This is a genomic window from Mycolicibacillus koreensis (assembly GCF_002104795.1).
Lineage (GTDB): Bacteria > Actinomycetota > Actinomycetes > Mycobacteriales > Mycobacteriaceae > Mycobacterium > Mycobacterium koreense.
This window is the reverse complement of record NZ_NCXO01000050.1, coordinates 1-25,935: the sequence shown is the minus strand read 5'-3', so window position 1 is coordinate 25,935 and position 25,935 is coordinate 1. Positions and strand designations below refer to the sequence as shown.

Below are 25,935 nucleotides of genomic sequence, written 5' to 3'. Positions count from 1 at the left end.
GGCGGCGCGGGGTAGCCGCCCTGCTCGGGCGGGTAGGGGGCGCGGGGATCCTGGCCGGCGTGCGGGTCGTCCTGCGGCCGTCCGTAGTAGTCGTCGGGGTGCCCCTGCCCGGGGCCGCCGCGGTAGCTCGGGTTGTCGGTCATCGGTGGCACTCCTGATTCTGCGGCAAACGCATGGTCTGATTGTGGCGCGGCGTCGTGGGTATCGGTCGGTTGGGGGGTGGCATCGGGGTTGACGGCGCCGCGGACACGGAACTGCCCGGTGTGCAGGTGTGCGGACGGCTCGAACCGCACAACCACCTCACCATACGTTTGCCACCCTTTCTCAGCGATATGTTCGGCCAAGTGTGCGGCGAACGTTCCCGACGTGAGATCCGGATCGGCGCTCAGCTTGGCGTGATCGTTTTCACTCAGCGTAATGACGTATTCATTGGGTGCCAAAAGGTGATTGCCCTGGAGGGCCCGAACGCCGTCGGCGGCTTCACGCCGCAGCATGGCCTCGATTTCCTGCGGGACAATCGCACCGCCGAACACCCGCGCGAACGCATCATCCACGGTTGCCTCGAGCTTGCGCTCCAAGCGCTGGACTAGCCCTTTTTGGCCACCCATGCACCGCCTGCCTTACTGATCGTCCGGTCTCGTCGTTGTCCACAGACAACACGGCGGCGTGTCGTGGGGTCCACGCCGTCGCACTGATGGTATCGGGATTTGCCCGCCCCCCGGCACCAAAAGAACTCTGAGAATCCCATAGGGCCAGCTCATCGGTGCTTTCGGGGGCGCCGTTCCCCGGGTGTGCGCCCCCGAGGGGGCCTTCGGTACGGTTGGGAGACGCAGGGCTGGGCGTGTTAGGCTCCTGCGGTTGTTTCGGGCGAGTGGCGGAATGGCAGACGCGCTGGCTTCAGGTGCCAGTGTCCTTCGGGACGTGGGGGTTCAAGTCCCCCTTCGCCCACAGTTGTGATGAGTCGCGTCATCGGTGACAGATAAGTCGCGTCGTTGGTTACAGATCACCCCGGCTGGTGTCGGGGTTTTTCTGTTTGTTGGGCCAGTAGTTGTGGCGAAGTCGTCGAGTAGGTGTTGGAGCGTAGACCGAGCCGTTGTCGGTCAAGGTGGCTGCGGGCAGTCGGTGCAGGACAGCAGGTAGCGGGAGTGGGAGCTGCGGGGGCGTTTGCGTGGTTGGGGGTGATCAGGCCGTGGTGGTGCAGGATGCGTCCGATTGTGGCGGTCCTATCACCGCTTCGCCGCCGAACAACCCAGGTGAAGGCTGGAAATCGGACTTGACCCACTGGACCCTGGCCGATGACAGCGATACCGAGACCCTTAACTGACTCGTCGCGCAGAACCGGTTGCTCGCCGGGTAGCGGTCGACCCGGCAGCCGATGCGGCCAGACTCGCTATTGCCGCTCGACGGGCAGTGGTTCGGGCACGACGGGGCCCGGTACCGGCCTCGGGTTCAGCTGGACTGTAGGCGGCGGTTGCAGCGCGAGTCCACTTGCATCCGGTTCGCATCCACCCCAGTCGCCCCTGGAAGGCGTTGGTACATAACCCTCGTCGCACTGACACACGTCCGCGAGGCTGAAAGGCTTGTCGGCGGACGGGTAATACAGTATTCCGTGGGCATTCCACCCGCATCCCCCCTCCCACACCTTTGGCTGTTGCACGGTCGGGGGCTGGAAATCAATCACGCTCGGTGGCGCAGCCGGCGGCTGGAGGTCGACCGCGCCCGGCAGGTTACCGGGGTTGAAGGTGACCGGCGGCGGGCCGTAATCGCCGACGGCCGGGCCCGGGGTCGGCGGGGGTTCAGGCGCTGGGTCCGCCTGCGCGGGCCCCGGCACCACCAGAGCGGAAAGCGCCAGGAGAACAGCGGTCGTGGGCGCGCAGATGACTGCAGCGGCAAATCCGTCGGGTCTGGAACGAACTCTCATTGTCGGTCTCGCTATCTGCTTTCGGAGCCCCGCTGTGCGGCGCCCAACGTGGTTGACTAAACCGATCATCTGTTGGCCCGGGCGAGAAGACATCAGCCAAAGCGCGTAGATTTCTGCCGCGGGGGTCGTCTATGCCAGGTGAGCCCCTCGTAGATCACGCGCCCGTGTTGGCCCGTGGTGCTGTGGGTATGGCCTTGAAGCTGCCACGCGCCCATGTCGAATAGACGCCACTGGTCGTATTGGCCGGCGATGGTGCGCCGGGCGCTTTGAGCCACCGAGGTGAATACCTGCAAATAGTCGGGTAGGGCTTTGTGGGTGTCGGCGTGCAGGGACTGCACACTGTCGTGGTTGCCGGCGGTGCGCTCACGAGGCACGCGAATCCGCGTTGTTGCGCGAACGACTCAATCGGCTGGAGAGAACCGAGCATCCCCATCGTGAATGCTCCTGCGTCATCGCCTCCTTCGTCTGACGCATACCATCGTGGTGATGGCGCAATACCACTCTCTCGAAGAGGCCGCCCGCCGTCGCCTGCGTGCACTTCGCCGAGAACGCGGCTGGTCGCTCGACGACCTGGCAGAGCGCACCTATATCAGTGCATCGACGTTGAGCCGACTCGAAAGCGGGCACCGCCGAATCGCGATCGACCACCTCGTCACACTCGCCAAAGTGCTCGGAAGCACGGTCGAGGAGATTGTGGCCGCCGACGACACCGGGGTCGTGATCCGACCCAGCACCGATGAAAGCGGCTCCATCACGTACTGGCGACTCACCCACCCCGACGACACGTCAGGGCGCATGGTCGTCAAAATGCGCATCCCCGACTACGGGGAACTTCCGGAGGCGCGCGTTCACCAGGGCCGCGATTGGTTCCTCGTGCTCAGGGGAACCGTCCATCTGCGGGTCGGCACCCGCGACATCTTCGTGGAGGAAGGAAACGCGGCCAGTTTCGACACCATGACCCCGCACAGCCTGGGCGGCCACAAAGGGCCGGTCGAAATCCTGTCGATCTTCGACCACCACGGCGAACGCGCGCACCTCCACGAAGGCTGACCGCCACACACGCCGCAGTCGGGGCGGGTCATTGCCCGACGGGAGGCTTCGTTAGTTCTCCCACGATTGCGCTACCAGCCGCCCCTCCCGCAGCCATCGCGCCCAGAACGGTCGGCATGGTCCCGGTCACGTCACCGGCGGCGAACAATCCGGGAACTGTGGAGGCGGATCGCTCGTCGACCTTCACGCCGTCGACCGCCATCGGATTGGAGACCAGTTCGGGTCGGCCCAGCGTATGAGTGAGGCCGGAGCGTTGATGAAGGCGGGTTTGGACCAGCAGGCTTGTGATTGGGTGTTCGGCACCGTCTGCGAACACGATGCTTTCGAGTGAGTCGGTGGTCGGCCCCTGCACTGCGGTGACCGGCCGGTCATCGACCGCGATGCCCGCGGCTGTGAGCTGCGCGAACTCCTCCGGCGCGAAGCCGGCTGGGCCGTTGGTGAACAGCGTCACGTCGTCACTCCACGCCCGAAGCAGGAGCGCGCGGTGCGGCCCCAGCGGACTACTGTCCAAGACGCCGAGCACCTGGTCTTGTACCTCCCACCCGTGGCAGAACGGACAGTGAAACACCGAACGGCCCCATCGTTCGGTCAAGCCGATAACGTCGGGGTACCGGTACTCCATGCCGGCGGCGAGCAGGACTGTTCTCCCCCGAAATTCCTCGCCGCCCTCAGTGGTGAGCGTGAAGTCACTTTCTCCGTTCCTGCCGGATATAACAGTGTCGCTCACGAATTCGACGTAGCCGTAGCGGCTGATCGCCGCCCGACTGCGGGCGTAGAACTCCGCCGGTGCCATTCCATCAGCGCCCAGGACGCCGCCGATACGGAGGGAGGCGAGGTTGCTCTGACCGCCAGCATCGACAAGCAGCACCCGTCGTCGTGCCCGACTGAGCACAAGTGCGGCGCTGAGCCCCGCCGCCCCACCGCCGACTACGGCGCAGTCCCAAACGTCGCTCACGTCCAGTCCCGCCGACCGGGCTCGCCACTCGGAATCCCATGCGGCGCAGCGCACATCGAGAGGCCGCGTGGATCACCGGGCATCACGGCGGGAGTCACGTCACTGTGGGCCGCCCGCCACAGACATTCGACACCCTGATGGGTGCGCGGAGATCGGTCGCTGTTCCTCATGGCTAAAACGTGCCACGGCGGAACACGATCACCAACCCCGCTTGCCATAGACGCAAGATCGAGAATCGAGCGGCGGCATCACCGACGAGTCGTTGGGTGCGCAACGAGCAACATCCCTGGAACCACAACACCCAGTACTACGAGACCGTGATCGACGCCGTGGCACGGGTGACGAGCTGCTGGCCGCCATTCGGAGACAATCCCGCGCACGGCGATCTGGTCGCCGCGGTCCGCCGTCCACCACTTCCCCGATCCGGCAGGCGGCCTCGAGCGCCTTGCGAGCCTCGCCGCCCCGGCTGGCGCGGCCTCGTCGTGGCGCAAGGGCGTCGCAGCCAACGCAAGCTTGCCGCCACCGGTGGGCCCGACAAGCGGCGCTGAGTTCGTACCTCGGCGACAAACCGGCGGCCCGACCCCGAGACGAATCCGCTGGCGTCGCCCGGCAGCCTGCCCTACCGTTTTCGCCGTGACCACCATCGAGGAGATTCCGCCCGGCCAGACCTCCCGCGCGAGCGCAGCGTTGCTGGCGCTGCGCCCTCGCTGGCAGACCGCCGCGGCGCTCGCCGACTTCGTCGACACCCGACTACGCCCGGTCGGCTACCGACTGGCCGGTGTGCTCGACGGTGGCCAGGCACTCTCGGTGATCGGTTTCCGGGAAGTCCACGCGACGGCGTGGGGGCATTACCTTTACGTCGACGATCTCTCGACGCTGCCCGAAGCGCGCGGTCGGGGCCACGGCAACGAACTGATGGACTGGGTGTTCGACGAAGCGCGCCGGCTCGGATGCGAAGCGGTGCACCTGGATTCCGGTGTCGGCGCCGACCGCGCCGCCGCCCATCGCCTGTACATGCGCCGCCACATGCAGATCAGCGCGCACCACTTCACGGCCGAGTTGTAGGAGCGGCGCCGAGGCACGACTAAACTCGGAAGGTGAAGCCCGTCGGGGACCGTCGCGGGACGGCGCAGGGCCCGAGCTTCGGGCTACTGTTGGTGGTCCTACCCCACGTAGGACAGGCAGGAGGTCTGCAGATGGCATCGACCGATGAGCCCATCACCATCCTGCCGGTCGGCGAGTGCTGGAATCTGCTGTCAACGGTGTCCTTGGGGCGGCTGGTCACCAGCGTCGAGGATGAGCTCGACATTTTTCCGGTCAACTTCGCCGTGCAGAACCGCACCGTGCTTTTCCGCACCGCGGAAGGGACCAAGTTGGTCAGCGCCACGATCAACAGTCGCGTTCTTTTCGAGGCCGACAACTACAACCCGGCCGAGGGGTGGAGCGTTGTCGTCAAGGGCATGGCGCAGGTGCTGCGCAGCGCCGACGAGATCCGAGAGGCACAGGACGCACCGCTGTGGCCGTGGACGCCGTGGTTGAAACAGAACTATGTTCGCATTCTCCCCACCACCGTCACCGGTCGCCGATTCCGCTTCGGGCCCGAGTCCCACGAGCCCCTGCCCGCTCCGTCATAGCGCCTCCATCGCCGAAAGAGACCCACCGTAAACTGCCACCGGATCGTCGAGCAGTCCCGGTTGATGAGTCGCGTCATCGGTGACAGATCACCCCGGCCAACGGTCGGGTTTTTCTATCGGTTGGGCCAGTAGTTGCGGTCGAGGTTGATTGTGGTGGCAAATATTTCTTACGACGACGACGACGGCGGTGGTCGTCCCGGCGGGTCTTCGGCCCCCGCGTTATCGGCGAGTGCCGCCCAGATCGTGCGCGACGCCATAGACGCCAGCGGCGGTCTCGGCGAACCGTGGCATCTCGACGGCGCCAACGCGGTGCGCCTCGGTGATCTGCTGTTCACCATCGACACGGACGATCTCGGCTGGATGGCGACGGTGTATGTGATCGACGGCGACGTAGCCGATCCGGTGGCGGTACGGGCCAGCGAGACCGCCAACCCGGTGCGCGAGCTCGCAGGGTGGTTGCAGAACACCGCAGGCCCGATGGTCTGGAAGCGCATCGAGCCGGGTCTGTACCGCAGCGGTGAGTACCTCGTCGGGCAGCTCGGTACCGGCGAATGGTTCGCCGAAGGGCCGGGGGTAGATCGGTGCTTCGACCACAAAACCGATGCTCAAACCGCGTGCGCGACCGCGCGCATCAGTCCTACAGCGCCGCCAGGCTAGACCCCTGCGGCATGACACAACAGGCCGAGTCTTGGTAGCGACGCCGGTCACCGCGGGGTGGAAACGATGCGGCGGGCCGCTTCCACCGCGGCACTGCGTTGCCGTGCGATCAGAGCGGAATCGGTGCTCGCCGCGTCCGGGCCGGGCGCGTGAGCCCACGCGAAGCCGAGGGCGAAGAGCAGAACGAGCAGATCGGCGGGTTCCCACGCGGGGTCGAGCTGCCCGGCCGCCTGCGCACCCTCGATGGTGGCGACCGCCTTCTCGAAGATCGGCTCGCCGTCAGCGCGAGGCTCGTCGAGGACGAAACCCTCCAGCTTCGCCCAGGTGATCATCCGGAGATGTTCGGGCCGGGTGCGGGCCAAATCGTAGACGGCCCCGGCGAATTCGGGCACCGCATCAGCGCGGAGAGTGACCGAACGATAAAAATCAGCGACGTCGATCGCCACCACTTCCCGAAACAGCGATTCCTTGTCGCCGAAGTGGGCGTAGAGGCGTTCCTTGCTGGCACGCGCGGCACGGGCGATCCGATCGATCCGCGCTCCGGCGAGGCCATGGCGGGCGAACTCTGCGCGGGCCTCGTCCAGAATCTGGGTCCGCAGCGCGGTAGTGCTCCTCCTCACAGCAGAATCATAACCATACAAACTAGTTCGTTCGCTATCGTGGATAGCGATATAGAGGGGGATGCGCAGTGACCAACGCCGACAACATCGATGTGCTCATGGACCAACCGACCCGGATAAAAATCATGCGTCGAGCCATGGAGGCGGTCGCCGACGCCGTCACCCCGGCGGTTGAGGCGTACCGCCCCTTCGTCGAAGGCCTGCAGACGCTACCGCGAGACGGCCGATTCCTGGTGGTGGGAAACCATACCCAGTTCGGCTCCGAGGCCTTGCTGATTCCCTTCCACGTTCGGCGAGCGATCGGCAAACGGGTCCGGCCCCTGACTGACCGCCAGTTCGGGCGCATGCCGGGGCCGGCCGCTGATCTGCTGGCCGCGGCGGGCGCGTTGGTCGGCTCGCCCGAGCCGGTCCGGGAACTGATGCGCCACGACGAGCCCATCCTGGTGTTTCCCGGCGGGGGCCGCGAGATCCCGAAGTTCAAGGGCGAGGAGTACACCTTGCGCTGGCAGGGCCGTGCCGGCTTCGCCCGTCTGGCAGTGGAATTCGCCTACCCGATCGTGCCCGCCGCTCTGGTCGGCGGCGACGACGTCTACCAGAGTCTGTCCAGTCGTGGCGGGACCTGGGAGCGGATCAGCGGAGCGGTGTCCCAGCGACTGTCGGGCCGCTCCGATATGGCCGCACCTCTGGTGCGCGGCATCGGACCGACCCTGATTCCGCGCCCGGAACGGATGTACCTCCGTTTCGGTGCGCCCATCGAGACCGCGAAACCGGCGAAGACGCCGGAGTCGACGTGGGTGGAATCGGTACGGCAGAAGGCTCAGGAGGCGCTCGAAGAAGACCTCGCCGACCTGCTCACGATCCGAGCGGACGACCCCTACCGCAACCTCAACCCGTTGGCCTGGCGTAACGCCGTCCTGCCCTCGGTTTAGCCGCCGCATCGCCCCGGTGCCAGGGTGGTCGGGTGCGAGGCGAACGATATCGGTGGAACCACGACACTCCGTGGAACCACAACACCCAGTACTACGACGTCGTGCTCGACGCCGCTCCGTCGACCGCGCACACGGCTCTCGACGTCGGCACGGGTGACGGCCTGCTGGCAGCTCGCCTCGCCGAGACAATCCCCGAGGTCACCGGGATCGACTCCGATGCCGACATCATCGCCCGTGCCGAATCGGCGACCTCGGCTCATGTCCGATGGATCGTCGGCGACGTTCTGACCTACGCCTTGCCGGAGTCCCACTATGACCTCGTTGCCGCGGTCGCCACCGTCCATCACTTTCCCGATCTGGCGTGCGGTCTCCAGCGCCTTGCGAACCTGACCGCTCCCGGTGGCGCCGTGGTCGTTATCGGCTGCGCTCGCAGCTCGACCGTCTGCGACTACGCCCACGACGCCGTCGGGGTTGTGCAGCATCAGATCCTCTCCCGCACCCGCGGCTTCTGGCAACACAACGCCCCGGTGCAGATGCAGTTCCCGCACACCTACACCGAGGTCGAGCAGATCGCAGCGACGGTGCTGCCGGGGATGCGGTGGCGTCGCCTACCGCTTTGGCGCTACATGATCCGTTGGAACAAACCGAGGTTGGAATTAGACGCGGCGGCTATGGATCGTCGGCGGTCTCGCCACTGCCGTCGTCGACGTCCCGGATCGTCCGCTCTGGGTGATGGAAGTTGTTGACCCGGGGCTGACCGCGGTCCAAGTGTGCCGGTGGGATGGTTTCGATCACGCCGTCGTGGCGCCGACGGGTGGTCCAGCCGTCGGGGCCGATCAGTCGGTGGTGCGCTCCGCAGCGCCAGGTCAGGTCGTGCACGTCGGTTTGCGGGTTCTGGGCGTAGTCGTAAATATGGTGGGCTTCGCAGAGGTAGCCGGGCATCGGGCAGCCAGGGTGTGTACAGCCACGATCCCTGGCGTGTAGCACGATTCGTTGGGCCGGCGAGGCGATGCGACGGGTGTGGAACAGCGCCAGCTCTTGGGTGCCCCGCTTGCTTTCGGTGAAGACCCGCAGGTAGTGGTGGGCGTGGCTGGCCATCCGGATGACGTCGCTCATCGGCAGCCAACTGCCCCCGCCGGTGAGGGCTTTGCCGGTGCCGGCCTGCAACTCGGCCAGTGTGGTCGAGACGATGATCGTCACCGGCAGTCCGTTGTGTTGGCCGAGGTTCCCGGAGGCCACGGTGGCCCGGCACAGTGCTTTGAGCGCATCGTGCTGGCGCTGCCCGACGCTGCGGGTGTCGCCCTCGATCGCCTCCCGCGACGGGGTGCCTCCCACGCAGGGAACCTCGTCGTCGGGGTTGGCCATGCCGGGGGCGGCGAGTTTGTTGAACACCGCTTCCAGGCCGGCGCGGGCCTCGGGGTCCAGATGGCCTTTGATCGCGCTCATCCCGTCGGCGTCTTGGTCGCCGAGGATCAGGCTGCGGCGTTTGGCTCGGGTGGCGTCGGAGAACAACCCGTCGGGAACCAGGCAGTCGAACTTCTTGGCGGCCAGCTTCGCCAATTGATCGGGGCGGAATTGGCGGGCGTAGCCCGCCAGCTCGGCTTCGGCCTGCTCTCGTTCGGTCACGCCGATCCCGTCGGGCAGCATCCGGAAGAACTTCGCGATCACCGCGACGTGGTCGGTGTTGATCGCACCGTCGCGTTGGGCGGCCGCGGTGGCCGGCCGCAGCGGCGCCAACGGTGCACCCTGCAGCGTGTGGCGGGAACCCAAATCGGCGGCATCATGGATGCGCCGGTTGGCCGCGCCGCGGGTGATGCGCAGTTCGTCTGCCAACCGGCCGGAGAGCCGCCCACCGATTTCGATCGGAGTGGCCACGCGGGCGATCTGGTTGATCAGCGGGTGCTCCACCGCGGGCAGCCGGCGGCGCAGGTGTTCGCAGTGGCGCAGCAGCGCGAAGCGTTCCGGGGTGGTCAGGGCGGTGAAGTCCAGTTCGGCCACGGTGTCCAGCGCGGTGGCCAGGGCTTTGAAGGCCACCGCGATCTCTTCCCGATCACTCGAACACATGTGTGAATTCTATCGAGGGGGACCGACATTGATGCTGGTCCGCCGGGCCCGACGACGTGATCTGGGGACAGGCGCACGACTGTGGATAACCCGGTCGGGCTCCCCGGCCTGTGGCGGGGTGAAAACGGGGCGCCGGGCGGCGAAGCTTCCTTTAGAAAGGCATACATTGCAATAAATGCATGTATCGCATAACGTTGCGGTCATGAACACCAAAGAGCACGCGACCCACTCCCACCCGGACCACACTCACGGTCCCGACTGCGGCCACGAAGCCATTCAGCACGGCGACCACGTCGACTACCTTCACGACGGCCACCGCCACGCCGCACATGGTGACCACTACGACGAGCACTGATCTCGTACGGCAACCAGCCGCACGGAAGAATCAATCCGGGGTTAATCGACCCGGGGCGGGCGTCCGATGGCCCCGGGCCCACCCTGTGATACCGGCGCGGCCTACGGGTTGCCGCTGGTAAACGACTCAAGTTGCAGTACGGCGGCCTCAAGTTTGGGCCGAACGCCCTCCAGGCTCGCGTCACCGCGGTCGATCGCCTCCAGAGTGCTGCGCAACTCGCGGGCCGTGCGGGCAATGTCGGCGGGGTCGAAATCAGCCATGGGTCTCGGCTACCCGCTGGCGAGGGGGCCCAATCCCCCCGATCCGGCCGACCATGCGGGGTGGCTGATTGCTTTTCGCAACGCGGCTTGGTGAAGTGGGGCGACCCTCGGGAGGCCGCCTTGACGACCATGCTGCTGCGCAACGCCACACTGATCGACGGCACCGGCGGCGATGCCGTCGAAGACGCTGTGGTCCTCGTCGACGGCGCCACGATCAGCTGGGCAGGCCCGGCCTCCGAAGCTCCGGCACCTCCCCCGGACACCACCACCGTCGACCTCGGCGGCAACACGATCTGCCCCGGATTCTTCGACTGCCACGTGCACTTCCACCTGCCCGGCCCCCATGGCAGCCCCCTGGAGATGGCGCTGCGGCCGGCCTCCTACCGCCATTTCGAACTCATCGAACGGCTGCGCGCCACCGTGCAGAACGGCGTCACCACCGCCCGCGACCTGATGGGCATCGATGCCGGGGTGCGCGACGCGGTGGCCGCCGGCCTGATCGAGGGGCCGCGGCTTCTGGTGGCGATCGACATGCTCAGCCAGACCAGCGGCCACGCCGACTTCCACATCCCCTGCGGGCTGGATCTCACCCCGCTGGTCGGGGGGTTCCTGGTGGACTCCGTCGACGCCGCCCGTGCGCGGGCCCGCGAACTGGTCCGCGCCGGCGCCGACGTTCTCAAGATCGCCTCCAGCGGCGGGGTGAGCTCCCCCAGCGACGACCCGACGTGGCTGGGCATGCGCCGGGAGTTGATCGCCGCGGTCGTCGAGGAGGGACGCGACTACGGCGGCAAGTCGGTCGCCGCCCACGCCATCGGCTACGCGGGGATCCGCGCCGCCGTCGAAGCCGGAGTACACAGCATCGAACACGGCTACGCCCTCGATGACGAGCTGCGCGCCCAGATGGTCGCCCAGGGCACGTTTTTGGTCCCGACCCTGCTGGAGACGATGACGCCGGTGACCGCATCGGCGGCCGGGGCGGCCAAAAGCGCGAAATGGCATGCCCTCGCCCATGAGTCGGTGGCCGCCTCTGCCGCCGCCGGGATCAAGATCGCAGTCGGCACCGACGCGGGCCTGTCCCCCGAACACGGCACCAACCTCAAGGAACTCGGCCTGCTGGTCACCGTCGGCGGGCTGACCCCGATGCAGGCGATCGTCGCCGGCACCCGCACCTCCGCGGAGTTGTGCGGCGTGGACGATCACCTCGGCACCGTCGAGGCCGGCAAGACCGCCGACCTGGTGATCGTGCGCGGGGACCCCCTGGCCGACATCACCGCGGTCGCCGAACCGGAGAACATCGTGCTGGTGATCAAGGACGGTCGCACCGTCGGCAACCGCGGTGGCTACGCCACTCCGTGACGTCGCACCCTGCTCGCAGGACAGATCGGCGGCCCGAGGCCAGATTTTTCCGTGTTGCCTTGAGGAACTTCCAATGGTCGCCGGGGTTGGCGCGCAAAATGGTGGATATGGCCAAGCAGCCTGTTTACCAATGCGACGTGAAGCGTTCGCGAGAGCGTGCACGGAAGTTGCAGGCCTATCTGACCAGGAAGGTCGCTAAATCGAGCACGAAGACCATGGTGTGCGACCGTTATTGCGACTGCAAGAAGTCGGCCGACAAGAAGGGCGCTGCGTTCTTTGAATCGCAGGGCCATTCGGTGGGCAGCCACTTCGACCTCTTCACCGAGTCGGGTACGCCGTTGCGGGTGCTCGTCGTTCCCATGGAGGCCGGCGGCGGAGACAAACACACCAGTGCCACGACAGGAGGCTCCGCACAGCCCCCGGGGCCTGATCGGGATCGCTATCGGACCGTGCGCCAGCGGACCGAGGTCGTCCGCGAATCCGGTGAGATGGTTTTCGCCCAACGCAATCCCCACATGCAGGGCGTCACCCTGGCGCTGCAACTGGCCTTCGGCCTTCCCGTGGAGAAGCAAGAGCAGCTGCATTTCATCGATGAGCACCCTGCCCACGTGTTCGACTGCTTCGCGATGGCGAACCTGCTGTTGTGTTCGGCGGTCCCGAAGCCCGGCAGCCACGCCAGCTTTGCAACATCGGTCATGCGCAAAAACTGTGCCCTCCATCTGGCGCAGAGCGTCCGGATCTTGCAACCGACATTGGTCATCTCCCAAGGGTGGGGGCTGGTGGACACGCTTCGGCAGACTTTCGGCACCGTCGGCGACATCGGATCCTCCGAAAACCATCGAGTGCTCGCGGAATGCGATCTCGACGGCAACCGCTTCATCTGGGTCGGCCTGACCCATCCGGCGCACGGGAACTGGAGCCGAATCACCTCGCGGGAATTCCAGCCCATCGTCGCGCCGGCAATCAGGGAGGGGCGCCAAAGGGCACTGCGGCTGGCGGCACGAACCGGCTGACGATAAGGCCCGGTCGGTGTCCCGCGCGGACCTGGTGGCACTGATTGCGCATGCGACGATAACCCCACGTCACAGCCGACCCCCCCTGCGAGGACCCATGCCGACCTACCGCACCGAGACCCTGGTGGCCCCCGACGGCACCCCGCTCCGCTACCGCTGCTACGGCACCCAGGGACCGGCGGTCATCCTGGTGCACGGCGGATTGCAGGCCGCCCAGAACTTCCACCGTCTCGCCGAACTCCTCAGCACCGGCTACCGCGTCTACGTGCCGGACCGGCGGGGGCGACGGCGAGAGAGCCCGGCCGGTGACGGCTACGGCTTGGCCACCGAGGGCGCCGATCTCGATGCGCTGATGCGCGCGGTCGACGCGCGCCGGGTTTTCGGGTTGAGCTCAGGGGCCACGATCGCGCTCTACACCGCGCTGCAGTACCGCCGAACGGACCGCCTCGCGCTTTATGAACCGCCGCTGACGATCGACGGCGTCGACCCGGCCGCGTGGGTGCCGCGCTACCGCCAGGTACTCTCCGCCGGTCACCCGATCGCGGCGCTCGTCGAGGTCATCAAGGGCACCGGCGGCAAGGAGTTCGTCGCGCAGCTACCGCGGCCGGTGCTGATCGCGCTCCTCGGACCGGCCCTCGCGGTGGAGGCCCGGCTCGTCTCCGGTGACTCCCTGGCCATTAGGGACCTCATCCCCACCATGTATCTGGATTCGGTCGTGCAAGCCGAATCGATCAGCCTGGTCAACCCCCGCATCGCCGAGTTGGCCGATTCCGACACCGAGGTCATGCTCCTCGGCGGCGGGCGCAGCACCGAATCGCTGCGGCGAGGACTGGAGGCGATCGCAGCCCGCATACCGGCGTGTACGCAGATCGAGCTGAAGAAACAAAGCCACATCGCCGCGGACAACCGCGGTGCCCCGGACACCGTCGCCCGCCCGCTGGCGGCGTTCTTCGCCCCGTAGCCGGCCGACCCCGACGAAGGACCCGCCCATGCGCATCATCACCGTCGAAGAACACTTCCAGCACCCGGATGTCGTCGCGCGGGTGGCCGATCTCGCCGGGCCCCCCACCGGTCCCGCCGGAAGCCCTCAGTGGATTCCTGCAAGCGTTCTCCCTCGAACCCGACGCCACCGGCCGGCTCGCGGGTAACCGCCTGGCGCACATGGACCAGGTGGGCATCGACGTCCAGGTCGTCTCGCACGGCAACGGCAGCCCCAGCGACCTCGACCACCCCGACGCGGTCGGGCTGTGCCGCCGCGTCAACGACGATCTGGCCGCCCAGATCGCCGAACACCCGGACCGGTTCCGCGGGTTCGCGACCCTCCCGCTGGTCGATCCCGTCGCCGCCGGAGACGAACTGCGACGCTGCGTCGAGGAACTGGGTTTCGTCGGTGCGCTCATCTCCGGCAGCTATCGCGGCGTGTTTCTCGACGACGACAGATTCGACCCGATCCTCGCCGCAGCCGAAGCCGTCGACCTTCCCATCTACGTGCATCCGGGGATACCGCCCCAGCCGGTACGGCAGCAGTACTATGCCGGCTCCTGGCCACCCGCAACACAGCTCATGTTCGCCGGCCCCGCCTTCGGCTGGCACGCCGAGGCCGGGATCCACATCGTGCGGCTGATCCTCTCCGGTGCACTGGACCGCCACCCGCGCCTGAAACTGCTCAGCGGACACTGGGGAGAGCTGGCCGCCTTCTACCTCGAACGCCTCGACGAGACGCTGAGCCTGCTGCCGAACAACCTGGAGCGCACCTTCGCGCAGTACTACCGCCAGCAGGTCTGGATCACCCCGTCAGGCATATACAACCACAACCAATTACGTTTCATGGTCGCGGAATTGGGGGCCGACCGTATTCTGCACTCGGAGGACTTCCCCTACATCGTCCGCGATGACGTGACGACGTTCCTGCAACAGTCCGGCCTCAGCGAGACCGATACTCACGCGATCGCCCACGGCAACGCCGAAGCGCTGCTGAGGATTCGCTGCTGAGGATTTAGGCCAGATTTAGTCCACCCCACAGACCGCGTCGGTGATGAAGGCGGCCAATTGCGCATGGCTGACATGCTGATTGGGTGAGAGCAACTCCGCGTAGATCACGCTGACCATGAACTCGACCGCCGCCTCCGGCGTGGGACGCAGGTGGCGGGCCAACTCCGAGCCGATGACGTGGGTCAGGGCGCGGGCGGTGACGACGTCGACCAACGTCGGGTGCCCGTCGTGGCGTATCAGCCACGGCAATAATGCGGCACCGTCGATCCGCAGCGCGGCCTGCAGCGCGGTATTGGTCGCGTTGTAATCCAACACCTCGCGCACCAGCATGCCGATCGTCGCGCGGGGCTGATCGCCGAAACGCACCCGGGTGATGACCATTTGCTCGAGCGCATCCAGCTCGGCGGCGACCAGCGCGGCGATCAATGCATCGCGGGAGGCGAACCGTCGGTACATGGTGGCCCGGCTGATCCCGGCCTCCGTGGCGACCGCCGACAACGTCATCGCCCCGACCCCGACCCGGCGCACGACGGCCCGCGCGGCCGTCACCACCTCGTCGTTGCTGGACACCGGGCCAGCGTAGCGGCCCGCCCACCCACAAGAGGATGAAACACTATTGATTATTCCGTCTCAGGTATGCAACGGTCGACACATGAGTGTGTCATCGAATGTCGAGCGGCCGGCGCCGGTGGGCGAATCGCCGTGGGACTCCCAGCCCGACGAACACGACTACCGGGTGGGCGAGATCTCCGGGCACCTGCCCGAGAGGCTGCGCGGGGTGCTCTACCGCATCGGGCCGGGACGCCTCGAAGTCGGCGGACACCCGCTGGGCCACATCTTCGACGGCGACGGCATGGTGTCCCGGTTCGCCATCGACGCCGACGGCGTGCACTTCCGCAATCGGTACGTGCGTACCGCGAGCTACCGTCGCTCCCAGGACAATCCGGTGCCGACCCGGGGTTTCGGCACCCAGCGACTCGGTGGGCCGTTGGCCAACGTGCTGCGGTTCCCGGAGAACATGTCCAACACCAATGTGTTGATCCACCGTGGGGCCCTCTACACACTGTGGGAGGGCGGCCCGCCGCACCGCCTCGACCTGACCACCCTGCACACCGAGGGGCCGGAACGCTTCGGCGGCGCCCTCAAACGGTTGGGGGCGTTCTCCGCGCACCCCAAACGCGATCCGCGGACCGGCGAGGTGTTCAACTTCGGGCTGGACTTCTTCCCCCGGCCGATGATCCGCTGCTACCGGCTCACCCGGGGTGGCCGCTTCGACACCGTCGGGACCATCCCGATCCCCAAGCTCGGGTTCGTCCATGACTTCGCGCTGACCGCAAAGCATCTGGTGTTCGTGCTCGGCCCGCTGGTCGTTGCCAACCCGATCCCGGTGGCGCTCGGGCTGCGTCCGTTCGGCGAGGCGCTCTCCTATCGGCCGCAGCTGGGCACCACGATCGTGTTGCTGCCCCGCGACGGCGGCCCGCCGACCCGCCTGCAGACCGACCCGCTGTTCCACTTCCACGTCACCAACGCCTACGAGGCGGACCAGGGCGAGCAGACCATCGTCGAACTCGTCGCCCACCAGCCCGACGGTGGCTGGAGCGGCTGGAACCGGCACCTGCGCGAGTACCGCGGTGACGCCGGTCCGGCCTTCGGTGGCACCCTGACCCGGCTGGTCATCAACGGACGCACCGGTCGGGTCAGCCACGAGACCCTCGACGACGTGGGCTGCGAATTCCCGCAGCTGGATCCGAGCCGGGCCACCCGCGCGCACCGGTTCACCTACCTGGCGACGGCGTCGGAGCCCGGCGGGAACCCGAACTCGATCACGACGATCGACCACCACACGGGGGCGACGGACCGCTACGTCGCCGACGGCGACGACACCGTCTGCGAACCGCTGTTCGCCCCGGACCCCGACGCCGACGACGAGGGGCGCGGGTGGCTTCTCAGCGTGGAACATCAACCCGCACAGCGTCGGTCGCGTCTGATCGTGCTGGCCGCCGATCGCCCCGGTGCCGGACCGGTCGCCGCGGCCAACCTCGAGCACCACATCCCGATGACGTTCCACGGCGCCTATCTGCCCGCCGGCACCACCCTGTAATAGTTGACAACGCAACCACGAGGGCTATTCTTGGCTTAGTTCCATCGTCAACTAACGATGCGACGCGAACCGAGAGGAGCCCCCATGGACATCGTGATCTTGATCGGCCGGATCCTGTTCGGCGCCATCTTCTTCGCCGGCGCGGCCGGGCACTTCACCCAGACCGCGGCGATGGCGCAGTTCACCGAGAGCAAGGGAATCAAGCCCGGCAAGCCCGCGGTGTTGCTGTCCGGGGCGTGGATGCTCGTCGGTGCCCTGATGGTGGCGGTGGGCGTGTGGGCCGACCTCGGTGCGCTGATGCTCGCGGTGTTCCTGCTGCCGACCGCGGTCCTCATGCACGCGTTCTGGAAGGAGCAGGACCCGCAGGCCAAGGCCGGCGAGCAGATGCACTTCAACAAGGATCTGTCGCTGGCGGGTGCCGCGCTCGCCCTGTTCGGGCTCTTCGCGGCCTTCGGCGACCAGATCGGCCTGATGGTGACCGGGCCGCTGTTCTCCTAGGGGTCTGCTAGCGGATACCGCTCCGGGCGGCGTTTACAGAAAGCCCCGCCCGGAGCGCAGCCGTCGGCGCATGTCCCACAGGTAATAGGTCGACGGCAGCCGCCGGAGCGGCCCGGGCAGCAGTCGGTACACCGGGGGCACCGCCGTCATGAACAGATCGAAGCCGCGCTGGCGCAGCGGACCCCACGACAAGCCGAGTTCGCCGCGCAGCCGCTCGGGCAACAGCCCGGTGGTGAAGAAGCGGTTCGCCGGCATCCCCATCTTGATGAACCAGGGGGCGTCACCGCCGTGCATGAGCCCGTAGACGAAGTCGCGGACCTGATCGTCGGCGGTGAGCGTGGCGACCTTGGCGTCCCAGTAGGTCTGGAACTCCGCGCGGGTGGCCGGCCACATGTCCGGACGGACCTGCAACGCGGTCCCGTACACCGCGGACTGGCGGTAGATGCGGTCCGCGGTGGCCTCGTCGACCGCCCCGTAGAACCGCTCGTAGAGGGTGAACCCGTTCATGTACAGCGTGGCGGCCACCCACAGCTGCAGGTCCGGGTCGAAGGCGTTGTAGGTCTCCGACCGCACCGGCACGTGGGCCTTGTTCACCATCCGCACGATGGCGCGCTGCTCCTCGGGGGTGCCCATCGTCACCGCGTAGACGTAGGCCATCGTCGCGCGCAGCCGGTTGAGCGGGCGCCGCAGTGCGGTGCTGTGGTCGGCGACGCCGTGGCCCACCCCGGGCTCGGCCATCTGCAGCAGCACCGTGGCACCGGCGCCGAGCAGCACGAAGAACTCCCCGACGAAGTCGGCGAGGCCGAAGCCCTCCTCGGCTGCCGCCTCGAGCGCCGCCTCGAGCGGTGCCGCCGGCGCGGGCTTCTCGGACAGTTCGGCTGTCATCGCCATCTCCTCACGTGTGCACCTTCGATGCAACAAAACAACAGTAATTATTGCAACGTTGTCTTCGGGGCGCAATGGTTGGCGTAAGTTGAGCGGCGATGGTGCTCACCAACCCGCTGTTGACCGCGTTCAGCGACACCGCCCGTGCCGAGGCGCCCATTCTGGAGGCCGCCCTCGAGCAGTTCGCGCTGACCGGGGTGCGACGCACCAGCATCGATGACATCGCCCGGCGGGCCGGCGTCAACCGGGCCACCCTGTATCGCCGGTTGGGAACCAAAGACGCCATCGTTCGCGCGGCATTTCTCTACGAGGCGGGCCGGGTGCTGAGCGCGATCGACACCGAATTGGGCGATCCGACCACCTGTGACGACGGTCCGGACGGCTTCATCGAGCGGTTCTTCGTGATCACGGTGACCATGCTGCGGAGCAACCGGTTGCTGCAGCAGTTGCTCGCCGTCGACCGCGACGAGACGCTGCGGGCGCTCACCGTCGGCGCCGCCGACGTACTCGAGGTGTCCTCGCAGTACCTGGCCGGCCAGATCCACCGGATCCGTGAGCACACCGCCGGATCCACCGACGCGGCCGAGATCGCCGCGATCTCCGGGATGCTGGCGCGGCTGACCCAGTCGCTGCTGGTCACCCCCGACGGCCCGCCGCCGACCCGCACCGAGGACGAGATGCGCCGGTTCGCCCGGGCGGTGCTGGTGCCGATGCTGCTCGGGCGCTGAGCGGTCTCAGCGCGCCAGCGGACTGTAGAAGACCAGCCCGTTGCCCTTGTTGTCGTAGACCACGGCGCGGCGCTCGTGGGCGTCGTCGTAGGGAGCGGTAACGATCCCGCCGCCGCTGGCCTCGACGGCCTTCGCCGCGGCGTCCACGTCGGCGGTCTTGATCCCGACCACCACCTGGCCGTGAATCGGATGGTCGACCTTGGTTGCCAGCGCCAGGGTCACGGCACCCCCATCGAGGGCAGCGAAGTGGGCGCCGTCGCGGAATTTCACCGCCATCCCCAAGGTCTCGCTGTAAAACCGGATCGACTCATCGAGGTCGTCGGTGGACAGCACGATCATCCGCACCTCGTGACCGCTCATGGTGCCTCCTAGGGCTGGTGTCCCCAGCGTAGATCCGATGCTGCGCAGCCGGCGGTCTCATCCCGCGGTGTTGCGTTGCGAGATATACCTCCCCCATCCCGCCCGAGCCCAGCGGGTGCAGGATCGTGAAACCGGCGAAGTGGGCACCGTTGGCCAACGGCATCGCCGGATCGTATCGCGCAGACCGCCCGTCAGGCCGCCGACTCAGGATCGTGACGCGAGGCGGCGAGGGTGAACACCGTGGCCGGCGCGGCTGGCGCGTCGTGTTCGTGGTCGGCCAGCAGCGCTGCGTTCTCCGCCAGTTCGCGGGCGTTGATCTCCCCGGCGGCGATGCGACGCAGCGTCTGATGCGCCCGGGCCAGCTCCCCGCGTTTGCGGTACTGCCCGCCGGGCAGTTTGATCCCCGCCCACACCCCGTACTCCTCGCCGTGTTGCACCGCGTAGCCGGCGCAGCGACGTTGCTGGCTCAGCGGACAGCGCCGCAGACACAGCAACCGCGCCTGGGTCGCCGACCGTTCATACAGCCGGGCCTTGGCGGTGCCGTCGATCTCCTCGTCGTCGGCGTAGCCGAACCACAGATCGGGGTCGGTCGAACACGGAGCCGTCACCGTGGTCAACGGGGGCACTGAAGCGGTCATTGCGCCACCTCCGGGCGAGGGCCGGGTCGCCACCCGACGCCAGAAACGTAGAATAAATCATATATACGAGCGCGCCGGGGCGACAAGTCAACGACGTAAGAAACGAATATGATCGCATTGGCGCCGCCGCTGTGTAGCATCCATCCTGTGGGAGCAAGGCGGCGGTGACGCGCGCAGCGGCGGGCGCTGCGCTGCGGGCGCTTCGCGAATCCCGGGACTGGTCGCTGGCCGATCTCGCGGCCGCCAGCGGCGTCAGCATTATGGGCCTGAGCTACCTGGAGCGCGGCACCCGCAAACCCCACAAAAGCACAGTCCAAAAGGTGGAGAACGGGCTCGGCCTGCCGCCGGGCAGCTACGCGCAGCTCGTCGTCGCCGACGACCCGCACGCCGAGCTGGCCCGGCTGGTCGCCACCGCACCGCAGCCGCCCGCCGCTGTGCCGACCGGGATCGTCGTCGACCGGCACACCGGCGCCGAAGTGCTCGAAGGATATGCCCAGGCCCAGATCGAGGCGATCAATTCGGTCATCGCCCGGCTGCCGCCGACGACATCACACGACTATGAGACGTATATTCGTTCTGTGGTCGCCCAGTGCGTGAAGGCGGAGCTGCTCGCCGCCAGCTCGTGGCGGGTCGCGGTCAACGCCGGTGCCGATCCGGCGGGTCCGCTACTCGAGCATCTGCGGACCCTGGAACGGACCCGGGTGGCGCTGCTCGAACGCCTGCCGGCCAGTCTCAGCGCCCGCTTCGACCGCGCCTGCGCGGTGGCGGTGCTGCCCGCCGCGGTCATCGCGGAGGTACTCGGGGTCAGCGCCGCACAACTCTGGGAGATTCGCTGCGGTGGCGCGGTCCCCGCCGCCGCGGTGCGCCGCGTCGAAGCGTTCACCGCGGCGGTGCTCGCCGGCGGAGGCGATGATGAACAGCCCTGAGCTGGCGGCGCTGCGCAGAGCACATGAGCTGTTCAGCGGCGCTGCTCCCGCACCGGAGCTCACCGGACTGGCCACCGGCTCACCGAGGACACCGCACGGCGGCGTACCGGCGGCCTATCGGCAGGCGGCCGAACATGCCCGCGTGCAGCTGATTGCCGCGCGCCGTGCCGATGAGGAGCTGGCCGCGGTATTGCGCCGTGCCCGTGAGGATCACGCCGCGGCGCGATCCCGCACTGCTGCGGTCGTCGCCGAGGCCACCGCCGATCCGCCTGTCGCCGAAGATAATCCCCTCGCTCAGAGGGAGGCGGCGCGCCGCCGCATCGCGAGGCTGCGCGCCCAGCGCCGCCATGTCCTCGCGGCACGACGCCGCGCCCACCGGCACACCGCGGCGCTGCGACGCCTGGGGTACCGCACCCACCGGCGGCGCCGCGGCCGCGCCCCACGCGGCCGGGCCGCCGCCGCGGTGCGCGCCGCGCTGTCCCGGCTGGGTCGCCCGTACGTGTGGGGCGCGAGCGGTCCGGACAGCTTCGACTGTTCGGGGCTGACCCAGTGGGCGTATGCACAGGCGGGGGTGGGTCTGCACCGCACCACCTACGAGCAGCTGCACGACGGGGTGGCGGTGTCGCGCGCCGCGGTCCGTCCCGGAGATCTGGTCTTCCCGCACCCCGGTCATGTGCAGATGGCGATCGGGCACGGCCGTGTCGTGGAGGCCGCCGAATCCGGTGTGCCGGTACGCATCGCCCCACTCGGGGCGCACGTGCAGATCCGCCGCCCCACCTGAGGCCGCCGACTGAATTGTCGGGTCCACGCGAGCTGGGTACGGTCAATCCATGACGGGGTCGGCACCGGCGTTGGCCTAGCAGATGGCCACCGTCGAGCAGGTTTTGGACGCCATGGAGCATGTCCGGGCCTGCACCGGAGATGCCATGGCCGGGTTGGCTCCCGACGACCTGGTCACCATCAGCATGTCGATGCCCGCAGCGGCCGACCCGCAGGCCCTCGACGCCATCCTGACCAAGATCCACCGGCGGTACCCGAGCCTGTTCGACCCGGGAACCGGGGCGCCGGTCACCCCCGCGGGCCCCGGCCCCGCGCCGCAGCAGGGCGACACCCCCGACGCGGTGCACCGCCACGAAGACGAGTTGGCGCGACAGACCGACGCCGCCGCGCACCTGGATCTGCTGGTGATCACCGCGATCGCCAACGCCCACAGCAAGGCCCGCAACAGCCGCGACACCCTCGCCCGGCTGCAACACGAGATCGAGGACGCCGTGCGGCGCCGCACCGACCTCGACACCCCGGCCGGGGCCCGCGACTTTCAGCGCTTCCTCACCGGCAAGCTCGGCGAGATCGAAGCGGTCCTGCAGGACGCCAACCTCGACGCCACCTCCTACCGCGCGCTGATGACCGCCTGGAAATCGTTGTACGCCGCCGGGACTCCACCCGCCGACGCCGCGGCGCCAACGGCGGCCCCGGCGGCCCCGGCGCCGTCGAAGGCCGCCCCACCGGCACCCCCGGACCCGGTGGACGAACCGTTCGACCCACTGGATCCCTATCTGCCCCTCGACGATCTCCCACCGCCACCGCTCGCCCCGTCACCGCCGCTGGCCGCCGCGCCGGCAATGGCACCGCCTGCCGCCGCGCCGTTCGATCTGGGGTCCGGCGGGCTGCCCGCGACACCCACCGTGCCCGCCGGACTGTCCGGGGTGCCGTCACTGGCCGACCTGCTCGGTGCCGGCCGCGACCCCGTTCTGGGTCACCCCGATGACCTGGGAGCCGAGGACCTCCGGGGATTCGAAGACCCGCCATTCGACGATCCCGGCCCCGACGACGAAGCGCCACCCGACGACGAAGCACCACCCGACGACGAAGGGTCCGCACCCCCTGCCGAGGACGCCGACTGCACCGACGGAGACACCGACGCACCGGAGCCGCCACCGGGGCCGGCCACGGTGACCCTGCCCGACGGCTCCACGGTGACCGCCCCCAGCGCCGAACTGGCGGCGGTGATCACCGCCGCCACCACCGGCACCCCGATTCCCGACGCCTTCACCGCCCAGGGCATCACGATCCCCGCGCCCGGCACCGCGGTGTCCGCCCCGTTGGACCCGACCCGGTTGGCGCCCGGTGATGTCGGGCTGTTCACCGATCGTCATGCACTGGCGGTCGGCAACGGCAAAGCGCTTCTGGACGGGCAGATCCAGCAACTGTCTTCCGTTGCCGGCCCGAGCTTTCTAGGCTGGGAACATCCACCCGAACCGGGGCCCGCCGCCACCGAGCCCCACGCCGAGGCGCCGGCGCCGACCCGACCGGCCGACGGTTAAGGAGGAGGCCACCGTGCCCGAGCAGACCCACATCATCCCGCTCCAGCTGCGCCAAGCCGCCGCCGAGCACGCCCACGCCGCCGAGTATCTGCGGTCGATTCCCGACAGCCACCCCGCGATCCAGGAGAGCCTGGATTCATTGGGCCCGATATTCGCCGAATTCGCCAGTGCCGGAACCGATCTGTTGGACCAACGGCGCAACTGCTACCACCGGCAGGCCGACGCCCATGCCGAGATGGCCGACAACCTCACCACCGTCGCCGAGCTGTGGACCCAGCACGAGGCGACTGCAGCCCATCGATTCGGCGCCCTCGGCGACACCGGCCCCTGACCCGGCGATGAGCGCGCCCAACCCCGCCTTCGACGCGGTGCACCCCAGCGGGCACATCCTGTTCCGGTCCTGTCGCGGCGGCTATCTGCACAGCGTGCTGCTCAGCGGCGATGCGCTGAACACCGAAGCGGCCACCCTGGCCGAGGCGATCCTGCGCGCCGCCGACGTCTCCCACCTCAAGGCGCTGATGCAGGTGCGCGCCGAGATCGTCGCCGCCGGGCACACCCCGTCCGCGGAGGTGCCCACCGCCCACGATCTGAGCGCAGCGATCGAGGCGCTGCTCGACCACCGGCTATCCGAGCCGCGCTGAGCTGCGGGTCCCGGTGGAAGCGCCGCTCAACTGCCGCGCGGTGTTGACCAGGCCGACCATGCTGAACGCCTGCGGGATGTTGCCGACCTGACGGCCGGCGGCGGTGTCGTACTCCTCGGAGAGGAGACCGACGTCGTTGCGCAGGTCCAGCAGCCGGGTGAACAGCTCCCGGGCCTCGGCGCGGCGACCGATCCCGTGCAACGCATCGGCGAGCCAGAAGGTACACACCAAAAACGCGCCTTCCCGCCCCGGCAGTCCGTCGACGGCGGTGTCGGTGCGGTAGCGCAGCAGAAAGCCGTTGTCGTCCAGGTCGGATTGCACGGCGCTCACCGTGCCGACGATGCGGGGGTCGTTCCACGGCAGAAACCCCACCCGCGGGATCAGCAGCAGCGCGGCGTCCAGGCTCGACGAGCCGTAGTACTGGGTGAACGTGTTGCGCTCGGCGTCGAAGCCGTGCCGGCAGACGTCGGCGTGGATGCGGTCGGCCAGGGCCCGCCACTGCTGCAGCGGGCCTTCGCAACCGTGGACCTCGACGGCGTGTGCTGCGCGGTCGACCCCCGCCCACGCCATCACCTTCGAGTGCACGAAGTGCTGTTGGGGGCCGCGCACCTCCCACAGGCTCGAATCCGGTTGATCCCAATGGCCCTCAAGGAAATCCAACAGTGCCCGCTGAATGTCCCAGGCGGTGTCCACCGAGTGCAGCCCGGAGTCCAAGGCCAGGTTCAGACCGTCGAGCACCTCGCCCCAGACGTCGAGCTGGAACTGTCCGGCGGCGCCGTTGCCGATGCGCACCGGCGCCGAGCCCTGGTAGCCGTCAAGCCAGTCCAGGGTCTGCTCGGGAAGCCGCCGGGTGCCGTCGAGCCCGTACATGATCTGCAGTTTCGCCGGGTCGCCGGCGACCGCCCGCACCAGCCACTCCCGCCAGGCGCGGGCCTCGGCGACATACCCGGTGCCCAGCAACGCCTGCAGGGTGAACGTGGCATCCCGAAGCCAGCAGTAGCGGTAGTCCCAGTTGCGGACACCGCCGAGCACCTCGGGCAGCGACGTGGTCGCCGCGGCGACGATCCCCCCGGTCGGGGCGTAGGTGAGGGCTTTGAGGGTGATCAGGGCCCGCTGCACCGCCGGCTGCCAATCCCCGCGGTAGTCACACTGGCCGATCCAGTCGGTCCAGAACGATTCGGTGCGGCTGAGCGCCTGCCGGGCGCTGGCGGCCACCGCGTCGGGCAGCAGGTGCGACGGGGTGTGGGTGAGCACGAACGGCACCGTGTCGCCGGCGTCGACGCTGAACTCGGCGACCGTGGACAGATGATCACCGTGCAGGCGCACCGGGGTGGTCAGACACAGGGTGTCCGGGCCCGCGATGGCGGTCAGGCCGTGCTCGGCGCGGCGCACCCACGGCACCACGTGGCCGTAGTCGAACCGGATCACCAGATCGGTCCGCATCGCGACCCGCCCGGAGATCCCCTGCACGATCCGCACCAAATCGGCGGTGGCGCCCCGCGGCGGCATGAAATCGATCACCCGCACCGTGCCGGTGTCGGTGACCCATTCGCTCTCCAGGATCAGCGTGTCGTCGCGGTAGCCGCGCCGGGTCGCCGGGCCGCCCCCGGCGGGGGCGATCCGCCAGAACCCGGCGGATTCGTCGTGCAGCAGGGCGGCGAAACACGCCGCGGAGTCGAACCGCGGCAGGCACAACCAGTCCACGCTGCCCGCACGGCTCACCAGTGCCGCGGTGTGCAGATCGCCCAGCAGGGCGTAGTCCTCCAGTGGCGCACTCATCAGCGACCCGCCGCGATCAGAGCCGGTCCTTGACCGCCGCCGCCAGGCGGGCGCCGTCGGCCTTCCCGGCGGCGATCGCGGTGGCCGCCTTCATCACCAGCCCCATCTGCTGGCGGCCGGGGCGCTCCCCGAGGTCCTCGGCGACCTGCGCCAACGCCGTGTCGACCACGTCGGCCAGTTCGCCGTCGGTCAGCGGCGTCGGCAGGTATGCGTCGATCACCCGGGCTTCGGCGTGCTCTTCGGCGGCGA

Annotated in this window: 30 protein-coding genes, 1 tRNA gene and 1 pseudogene; 20 read left to right on the top strand and 12 right to left on the bottom strand. The window is 68.3% G+C overall.

Annotated features, from left to right (window positions below):
* Nucleotides 1-608: DUF3662 domain-containing protein (locus tag B8W67_RS17220; protein WP_133056141.1), on the bottom strand; the 608-nt coding region annotated here is incomplete at its 3' end.
* 257 nt (nucleotides 609-865) lie between these two features.
* On the opposite strand from B8W67_RS17220, the gene B8W67_RS17215 reads away from it, so the two are divergent.
* A tRNA-Leu gene (locus tag B8W67_RS17215) sits at nucleotides 866-948 on the top strand.
* Nucleotides 949-2,407: 1,459 nt separating this feature from the next.
* Complete coding sequence (locus B8W67_RS17205) at nucleotides 2,408-2,971, top strand: type II toxin-antitoxin system RelB family anti-toxin (RefSeq protein WP_085305277.1); 564 nt, start codon at nucleotides 2,408-2,410, stop codon at nucleotides 2,969-2,971.
* A gap of 28 nt (nucleotides 2,972-2,999) precedes the next feature.
* Here B8W67_RS17205 and B8W67_RS17200 read toward each other — a convergent pair whose 3' ends face one another.
* Nucleotides 3,000-3,926 (bottom strand): NAD(P)/FAD-dependent oxidoreductase, encoded by a 927-nt coding sequence (locus tag B8W67_RS17200; RefSeq protein WP_109561819.1) that lies wholly within the window; start codon nucleotides 3,924-3,926, stop codon nucleotides 3,000-3,002.
* A gap of 633 nt (nucleotides 3,927-4,559) precedes the next feature.
* On the opposite strand from B8W67_RS17200, the gene B8W67_RS17195 reads away from it, so the two are divergent.
* The 3 genes from B8W67_RS17195 (at nucleotide 4,560) to B8W67_RS17185 (ending at nucleotide 6,217) form a co-directional block, all read left to right on the top strand.
* Entirely contained in the window at nucleotides 4,560-4,991 is a 432-nt protein-coding gene (locus tag B8W67_RS17195) for a GNAT family N-acetyltransferase (RefSeq protein ID WP_109561818.1), read from the top strand.
* Between the two features lie 131 nt (nucleotides 4,992-5,122).
* The gene (locus B8W67_RS17190; RefSeq protein WP_085305266.1) at nucleotides 5,123-5,560 is read left to right on the top strand and encodes a pyridoxamine 5'-phosphate oxidase family protein; all 438 of its coding nucleotides are present in this window, start codon (nucleotides 5,123-5,125) and stop codon (nucleotides 5,558-5,560) included.
* A 153-nt stretch (nucleotides 5,561-5,713) separates the two neighbouring features.
* Complete coding sequence (locus tag B8W67_RS17185) at nucleotides 5,714-6,217, top strand: hypothetical protein (RefSeq protein ID WP_234806805.1); 504 nt, start codon at nucleotides 5,714-5,716, stop codon at nucleotides 6,215-6,217.
* A 47-nt stretch (nucleotides 6,218-6,264) separates the two neighbouring features.
* Here B8W67_RS17185 and B8W67_RS17180 read toward each other — a convergent pair whose 3' ends face one another.
* Nucleotides 6,265-6,837 (bottom strand): TetR/AcrR family transcriptional regulator, encoded by a 573-nt coding sequence (locus B8W67_RS17180; protein ID WP_085305265.1) that lies wholly within the window; start codon nucleotides 6,835-6,837, stop codon nucleotides 6,265-6,267.
* A gap of 125 nt (nucleotides 6,838-6,962) precedes the next feature.
* Between B8W67_RS17180 and B8W67_RS17175 the strand changes: the two genes are divergently transcribed.
* Complete coding sequence (locus tag B8W67_RS17175) at nucleotides 6,963-7,766, top strand: lysophospholipid acyltransferase family protein (protein ID WP_372507425.1); 804 nt, start codon at nucleotides 6,963-6,965, stop codon at nucleotides 7,764-7,766.
* Nucleotides 7,767-7,798: 32 nt separating this feature from the next.
* Entirely contained in the window at nucleotides 7,799-8,512 is a 714-nt protein-coding gene (locus tag B8W67_RS17170) for a class I SAM-dependent methyltransferase (RefSeq protein WP_085305264.1), read from the top strand.
* Here the strand turns inward: B8W67_RS17170 and B8W67_RS17165 are convergent.
* Nucleotides 8,436-9,830 (bottom strand): HNH endonuclease signature motif containing protein, encoded by a 1,395-nt coding sequence (locus B8W67_RS17165; protein WP_085305262.1) that lies wholly within the window; start codon nucleotides 9,828-9,830, stop codon nucleotides 8,436-8,438. The two genes, B8W67_RS17170 and B8W67_RS17165, sit on opposite strands and share 77 nt — an antisense overlap.
* 202 nt (nucleotides 9,831-10,032) lie before the next feature.
* On the opposite strand from B8W67_RS17165, the gene B8W67_RS17160 reads away from it, so the two are divergent.
* Nucleotides 10,033-10,185: a zinc transporter permease gene (locus B8W67_RS17160; protein ID WP_085305260.1), complete on the top strand. Its 153-nt coding sequence runs from the start codon at nucleotides 10,033-10,035 to the stop codon at nucleotides 10,183-10,185.
* A 101-nt stretch (nucleotides 10,186-10,286) separates the two neighbouring features.
* Here the strand turns inward: B8W67_RS17160 and B8W67_RS20985 are convergent, their stop codons facing one another.
* The gene (locus B8W67_RS20985; RefSeq protein ID WP_163797251.1) at nucleotides 10,287-10,445 is read right to left on the bottom strand and encodes a hypothetical protein; all 159 of its coding nucleotides are present in this window, start codon (nucleotides 10,443-10,445) and stop codon (nucleotides 10,287-10,289) included.
* 120 nt (nucleotides 10,446-10,565) lie between these two features.
* On the opposite strand from B8W67_RS20985, the gene B8W67_RS17155 reads away from it, so the two are divergent.
* The 4 genes from B8W67_RS17155 (at nucleotide 10,566) to B8W67_RS17140 (ending at nucleotide 14,806) form a co-directional block, all read left to right on the top strand.
* A complete protein-coding gene (locus B8W67_RS17155; protein WP_109561817.1) occupies nucleotides 10,566-11,801 on the top strand; it encodes a metal-dependent hydrolase family protein in 1,236 nt (411 codons plus the stop codon).
* 107 nt (nucleotides 11,802-11,908) lie between these two features.
* Entirely contained in the window at nucleotides 11,909-12,814 is a 906-nt protein-coding gene (locus B8W67_RS17150) for a hypothetical protein (RefSeq protein WP_133056140.1), read from the top strand.
* Between the two features lie 97 nt (nucleotides 12,815-12,911).
* A complete protein-coding gene (locus B8W67_RS17145) occupies nucleotides 12,912-13,775 on the top strand; it encodes an alpha/beta fold hydrolase (protein WP_085305254.1) in 864 nt (287 codons plus the stop codon).
* Between the two features lie 68 nt (nucleotides 13,776-13,843).
* Nucleotides 13,844-14,806: an amidohydrolase family protein gene (locus B8W67_RS17140; protein ID WP_085305252.1), complete on the top strand. Its 963-nt coding sequence runs from the start codon at nucleotides 13,844-13,846 to the stop codon at nucleotides 14,804-14,806.
* A gap of 15 nt (nucleotides 14,807-14,821) precedes the next feature.
* Here the strand turns inward: B8W67_RS17140 and B8W67_RS17135 are convergent, their stop codons facing one another.
* Complete coding sequence (locus B8W67_RS17135; protein ID WP_085305250.1) at nucleotides 14,822-15,376, bottom strand: TetR/AcrR family transcriptional regulator; 555 nt, start codon at nucleotides 15,374-15,376, stop codon at nucleotides 14,822-14,824.
* Nucleotides 15,377-15,458: 82 nt separating this feature from the next.
* Here B8W67_RS17135 and B8W67_RS17130 point away from each other — a divergent pair, with 82 nt between their 5' ends.
* Together B8W67_RS17130 and B8W67_RS17125 are read left to right on the top strand one after the other, a co-directional pair.
* Complete coding sequence (locus B8W67_RS17130; RefSeq protein ID WP_085305249.1) at nucleotides 15,459-16,907, top strand: carotenoid oxygenase family protein; 1,449 nt, start codon at nucleotides 15,459-15,461, stop codon at nucleotides 16,905-16,907.
* Between the two features lie 84 nt (nucleotides 16,908-16,991).
* The gene (locus B8W67_RS17125) at nucleotides 16,992-17,405 is read left to right on the top strand and encodes a DoxX family protein (RefSeq protein WP_085305247.1); all 414 of its coding nucleotides are present in this window, start codon (nucleotides 16,992-16,994) and stop codon (nucleotides 17,403-17,405) included.
* A gap of 33 nt (nucleotides 17,406-17,438) precedes the next feature.
* Here B8W67_RS17125 and B8W67_RS17120 read toward each other — a convergent pair whose 3' ends face one another.
* A complete protein-coding gene (locus tag B8W67_RS17120) occupies nucleotides 17,439-18,290 on the bottom strand; it encodes an oxygenase MpaB family protein (RefSeq protein WP_085305268.1) in 852 nt (283 codons plus the stop codon).
* 98 nt (nucleotides 18,291-18,388) lie between these two features.
* Between B8W67_RS17120 and B8W67_RS17115 the strand changes: the two genes are divergently transcribed.
* Nucleotides 18,389-19,018, top strand: coding sequence for a TetR/AcrR family transcriptional regulator (locus B8W67_RS17115; protein ID WP_085305245.1), 630 nt, complete (start codon nucleotides 18,389-18,391; stop codon nucleotides 19,016-19,018).
* A gap of 6 nt (nucleotides 19,019-19,024) precedes the next feature.
* On the opposite strand, the gene B8W67_RS17110 is transcribed toward B8W67_RS17115, so the two are convergent.
* The 3 genes and pseudogenes from B8W67_RS17110 to B8W67_RS17100 form a co-directional block, all read right to left on the bottom strand.
* The gene (locus B8W67_RS17110; protein ID WP_085305243.1) at nucleotides 19,025-19,378 is read right to left on the bottom strand and encodes a VOC family protein; all 354 of its coding nucleotides are present in this window, start codon (nucleotides 19,376-19,378) and stop codon (nucleotides 19,025-19,027) included.
* A gap of 46 nt (nucleotides 19,379-19,424) precedes the next feature.
* Nucleotides 19,425-19,541, bottom strand: a pseudogene (locus tag B8W67_RS20405) (hypothetical protein); the annotation flags it as partial.
* 28 nt (nucleotides 19,542-19,569) lie between these two features.
* On the bottom strand, nucleotides 19,570-19,986 hold the full coding sequence (locus B8W67_RS17100; RefSeq protein ID WP_109561821.1) for a WhiB family transcriptional regulator: 417 nt from the start codon (nucleotides 19,984-19,986) through the stop codon (nucleotides 19,570-19,572).
* A 194-nt stretch (nucleotides 19,987-20,180) separates the two neighbouring features.
* Here B8W67_RS17100 and B8W67_RS17095 point away from each other — a divergent pair, with 194 nt between their 5' ends.
* The 5 genes from B8W67_RS17095 to B8W67_RS17075 all read left to right on the top strand — a co-directional run bounded on the left by B8W67_RS17095 (nucleotide 20,181) and on the right by B8W67_RS17075 (nucleotide 23,907).
* Nucleotides 20,181-20,942, top strand: coding sequence for a helix-turn-helix domain-containing protein (locus B8W67_RS17095; protein WP_085305237.1), 762 nt, complete (start codon nucleotides 20,181-20,183; stop codon nucleotides 20,940-20,942).
* On the top strand, nucleotides 20,929-21,723 hold the full coding sequence (locus B8W67_RS17090; protein WP_085305235.1) for a C40 family peptidase: 795 nt from the start codon (nucleotides 20,929-20,931) through the stop codon (nucleotides 21,721-21,723). Before B8W67_RS17095 ends, B8W67_RS17090 begins: the two co-directional genes overlap by 14 nt.
* Nucleotides 21,724-21,805: 82 nt before the next feature.
* Nucleotides 21,806-23,266: a DUF4226 domain-containing protein gene (locus B8W67_RS17085; RefSeq protein ID WP_085305233.1), complete on the top strand. Its 1,461-nt coding sequence runs from the start codon at nucleotides 21,806-21,808 to the stop codon at nucleotides 23,264-23,266.
* 13 nt (nucleotides 23,267-23,279) lie between these two features.
* Nucleotides 23,280-23,597, top strand: coding sequence for a type VII secretion target (locus B8W67_RS17080; RefSeq protein WP_085305230.1), 318 nt, complete (start codon nucleotides 23,280-23,282; stop codon nucleotides 23,595-23,597).
* Nucleotides 23,598-23,604: 7 nt separating this feature from the next.
* Entirely contained in the window at nucleotides 23,605-23,907 is a 303-nt protein-coding gene (locus B8W67_RS17075) for a DUF2694 family protein (RefSeq protein WP_085305229.1), read from the top strand.
* On the opposite strand, the gene B8W67_RS17070 is transcribed toward B8W67_RS17075, so the two are convergent.
* Nucleotides 23,890-25,686, bottom strand: coding sequence for a glycoside hydrolase family 15 protein (locus B8W67_RS17070; protein ID WP_085305227.1), 1,797 nt, complete (start codon nucleotides 25,684-25,686; stop codon nucleotides 23,890-23,892). The two genes, B8W67_RS17075 and B8W67_RS17070, sit on opposite strands and share 18 nt — an antisense overlap.
* Before the next feature lie 16 nt (nucleotides 25,687-25,702).
* The coding region (locus B8W67_RS17065) for a GatB/YqeY domain-containing protein (protein WP_165757324.1) at nucleotides 25,703-25,935 on the bottom strand (233 nt) is incomplete at its 5' end.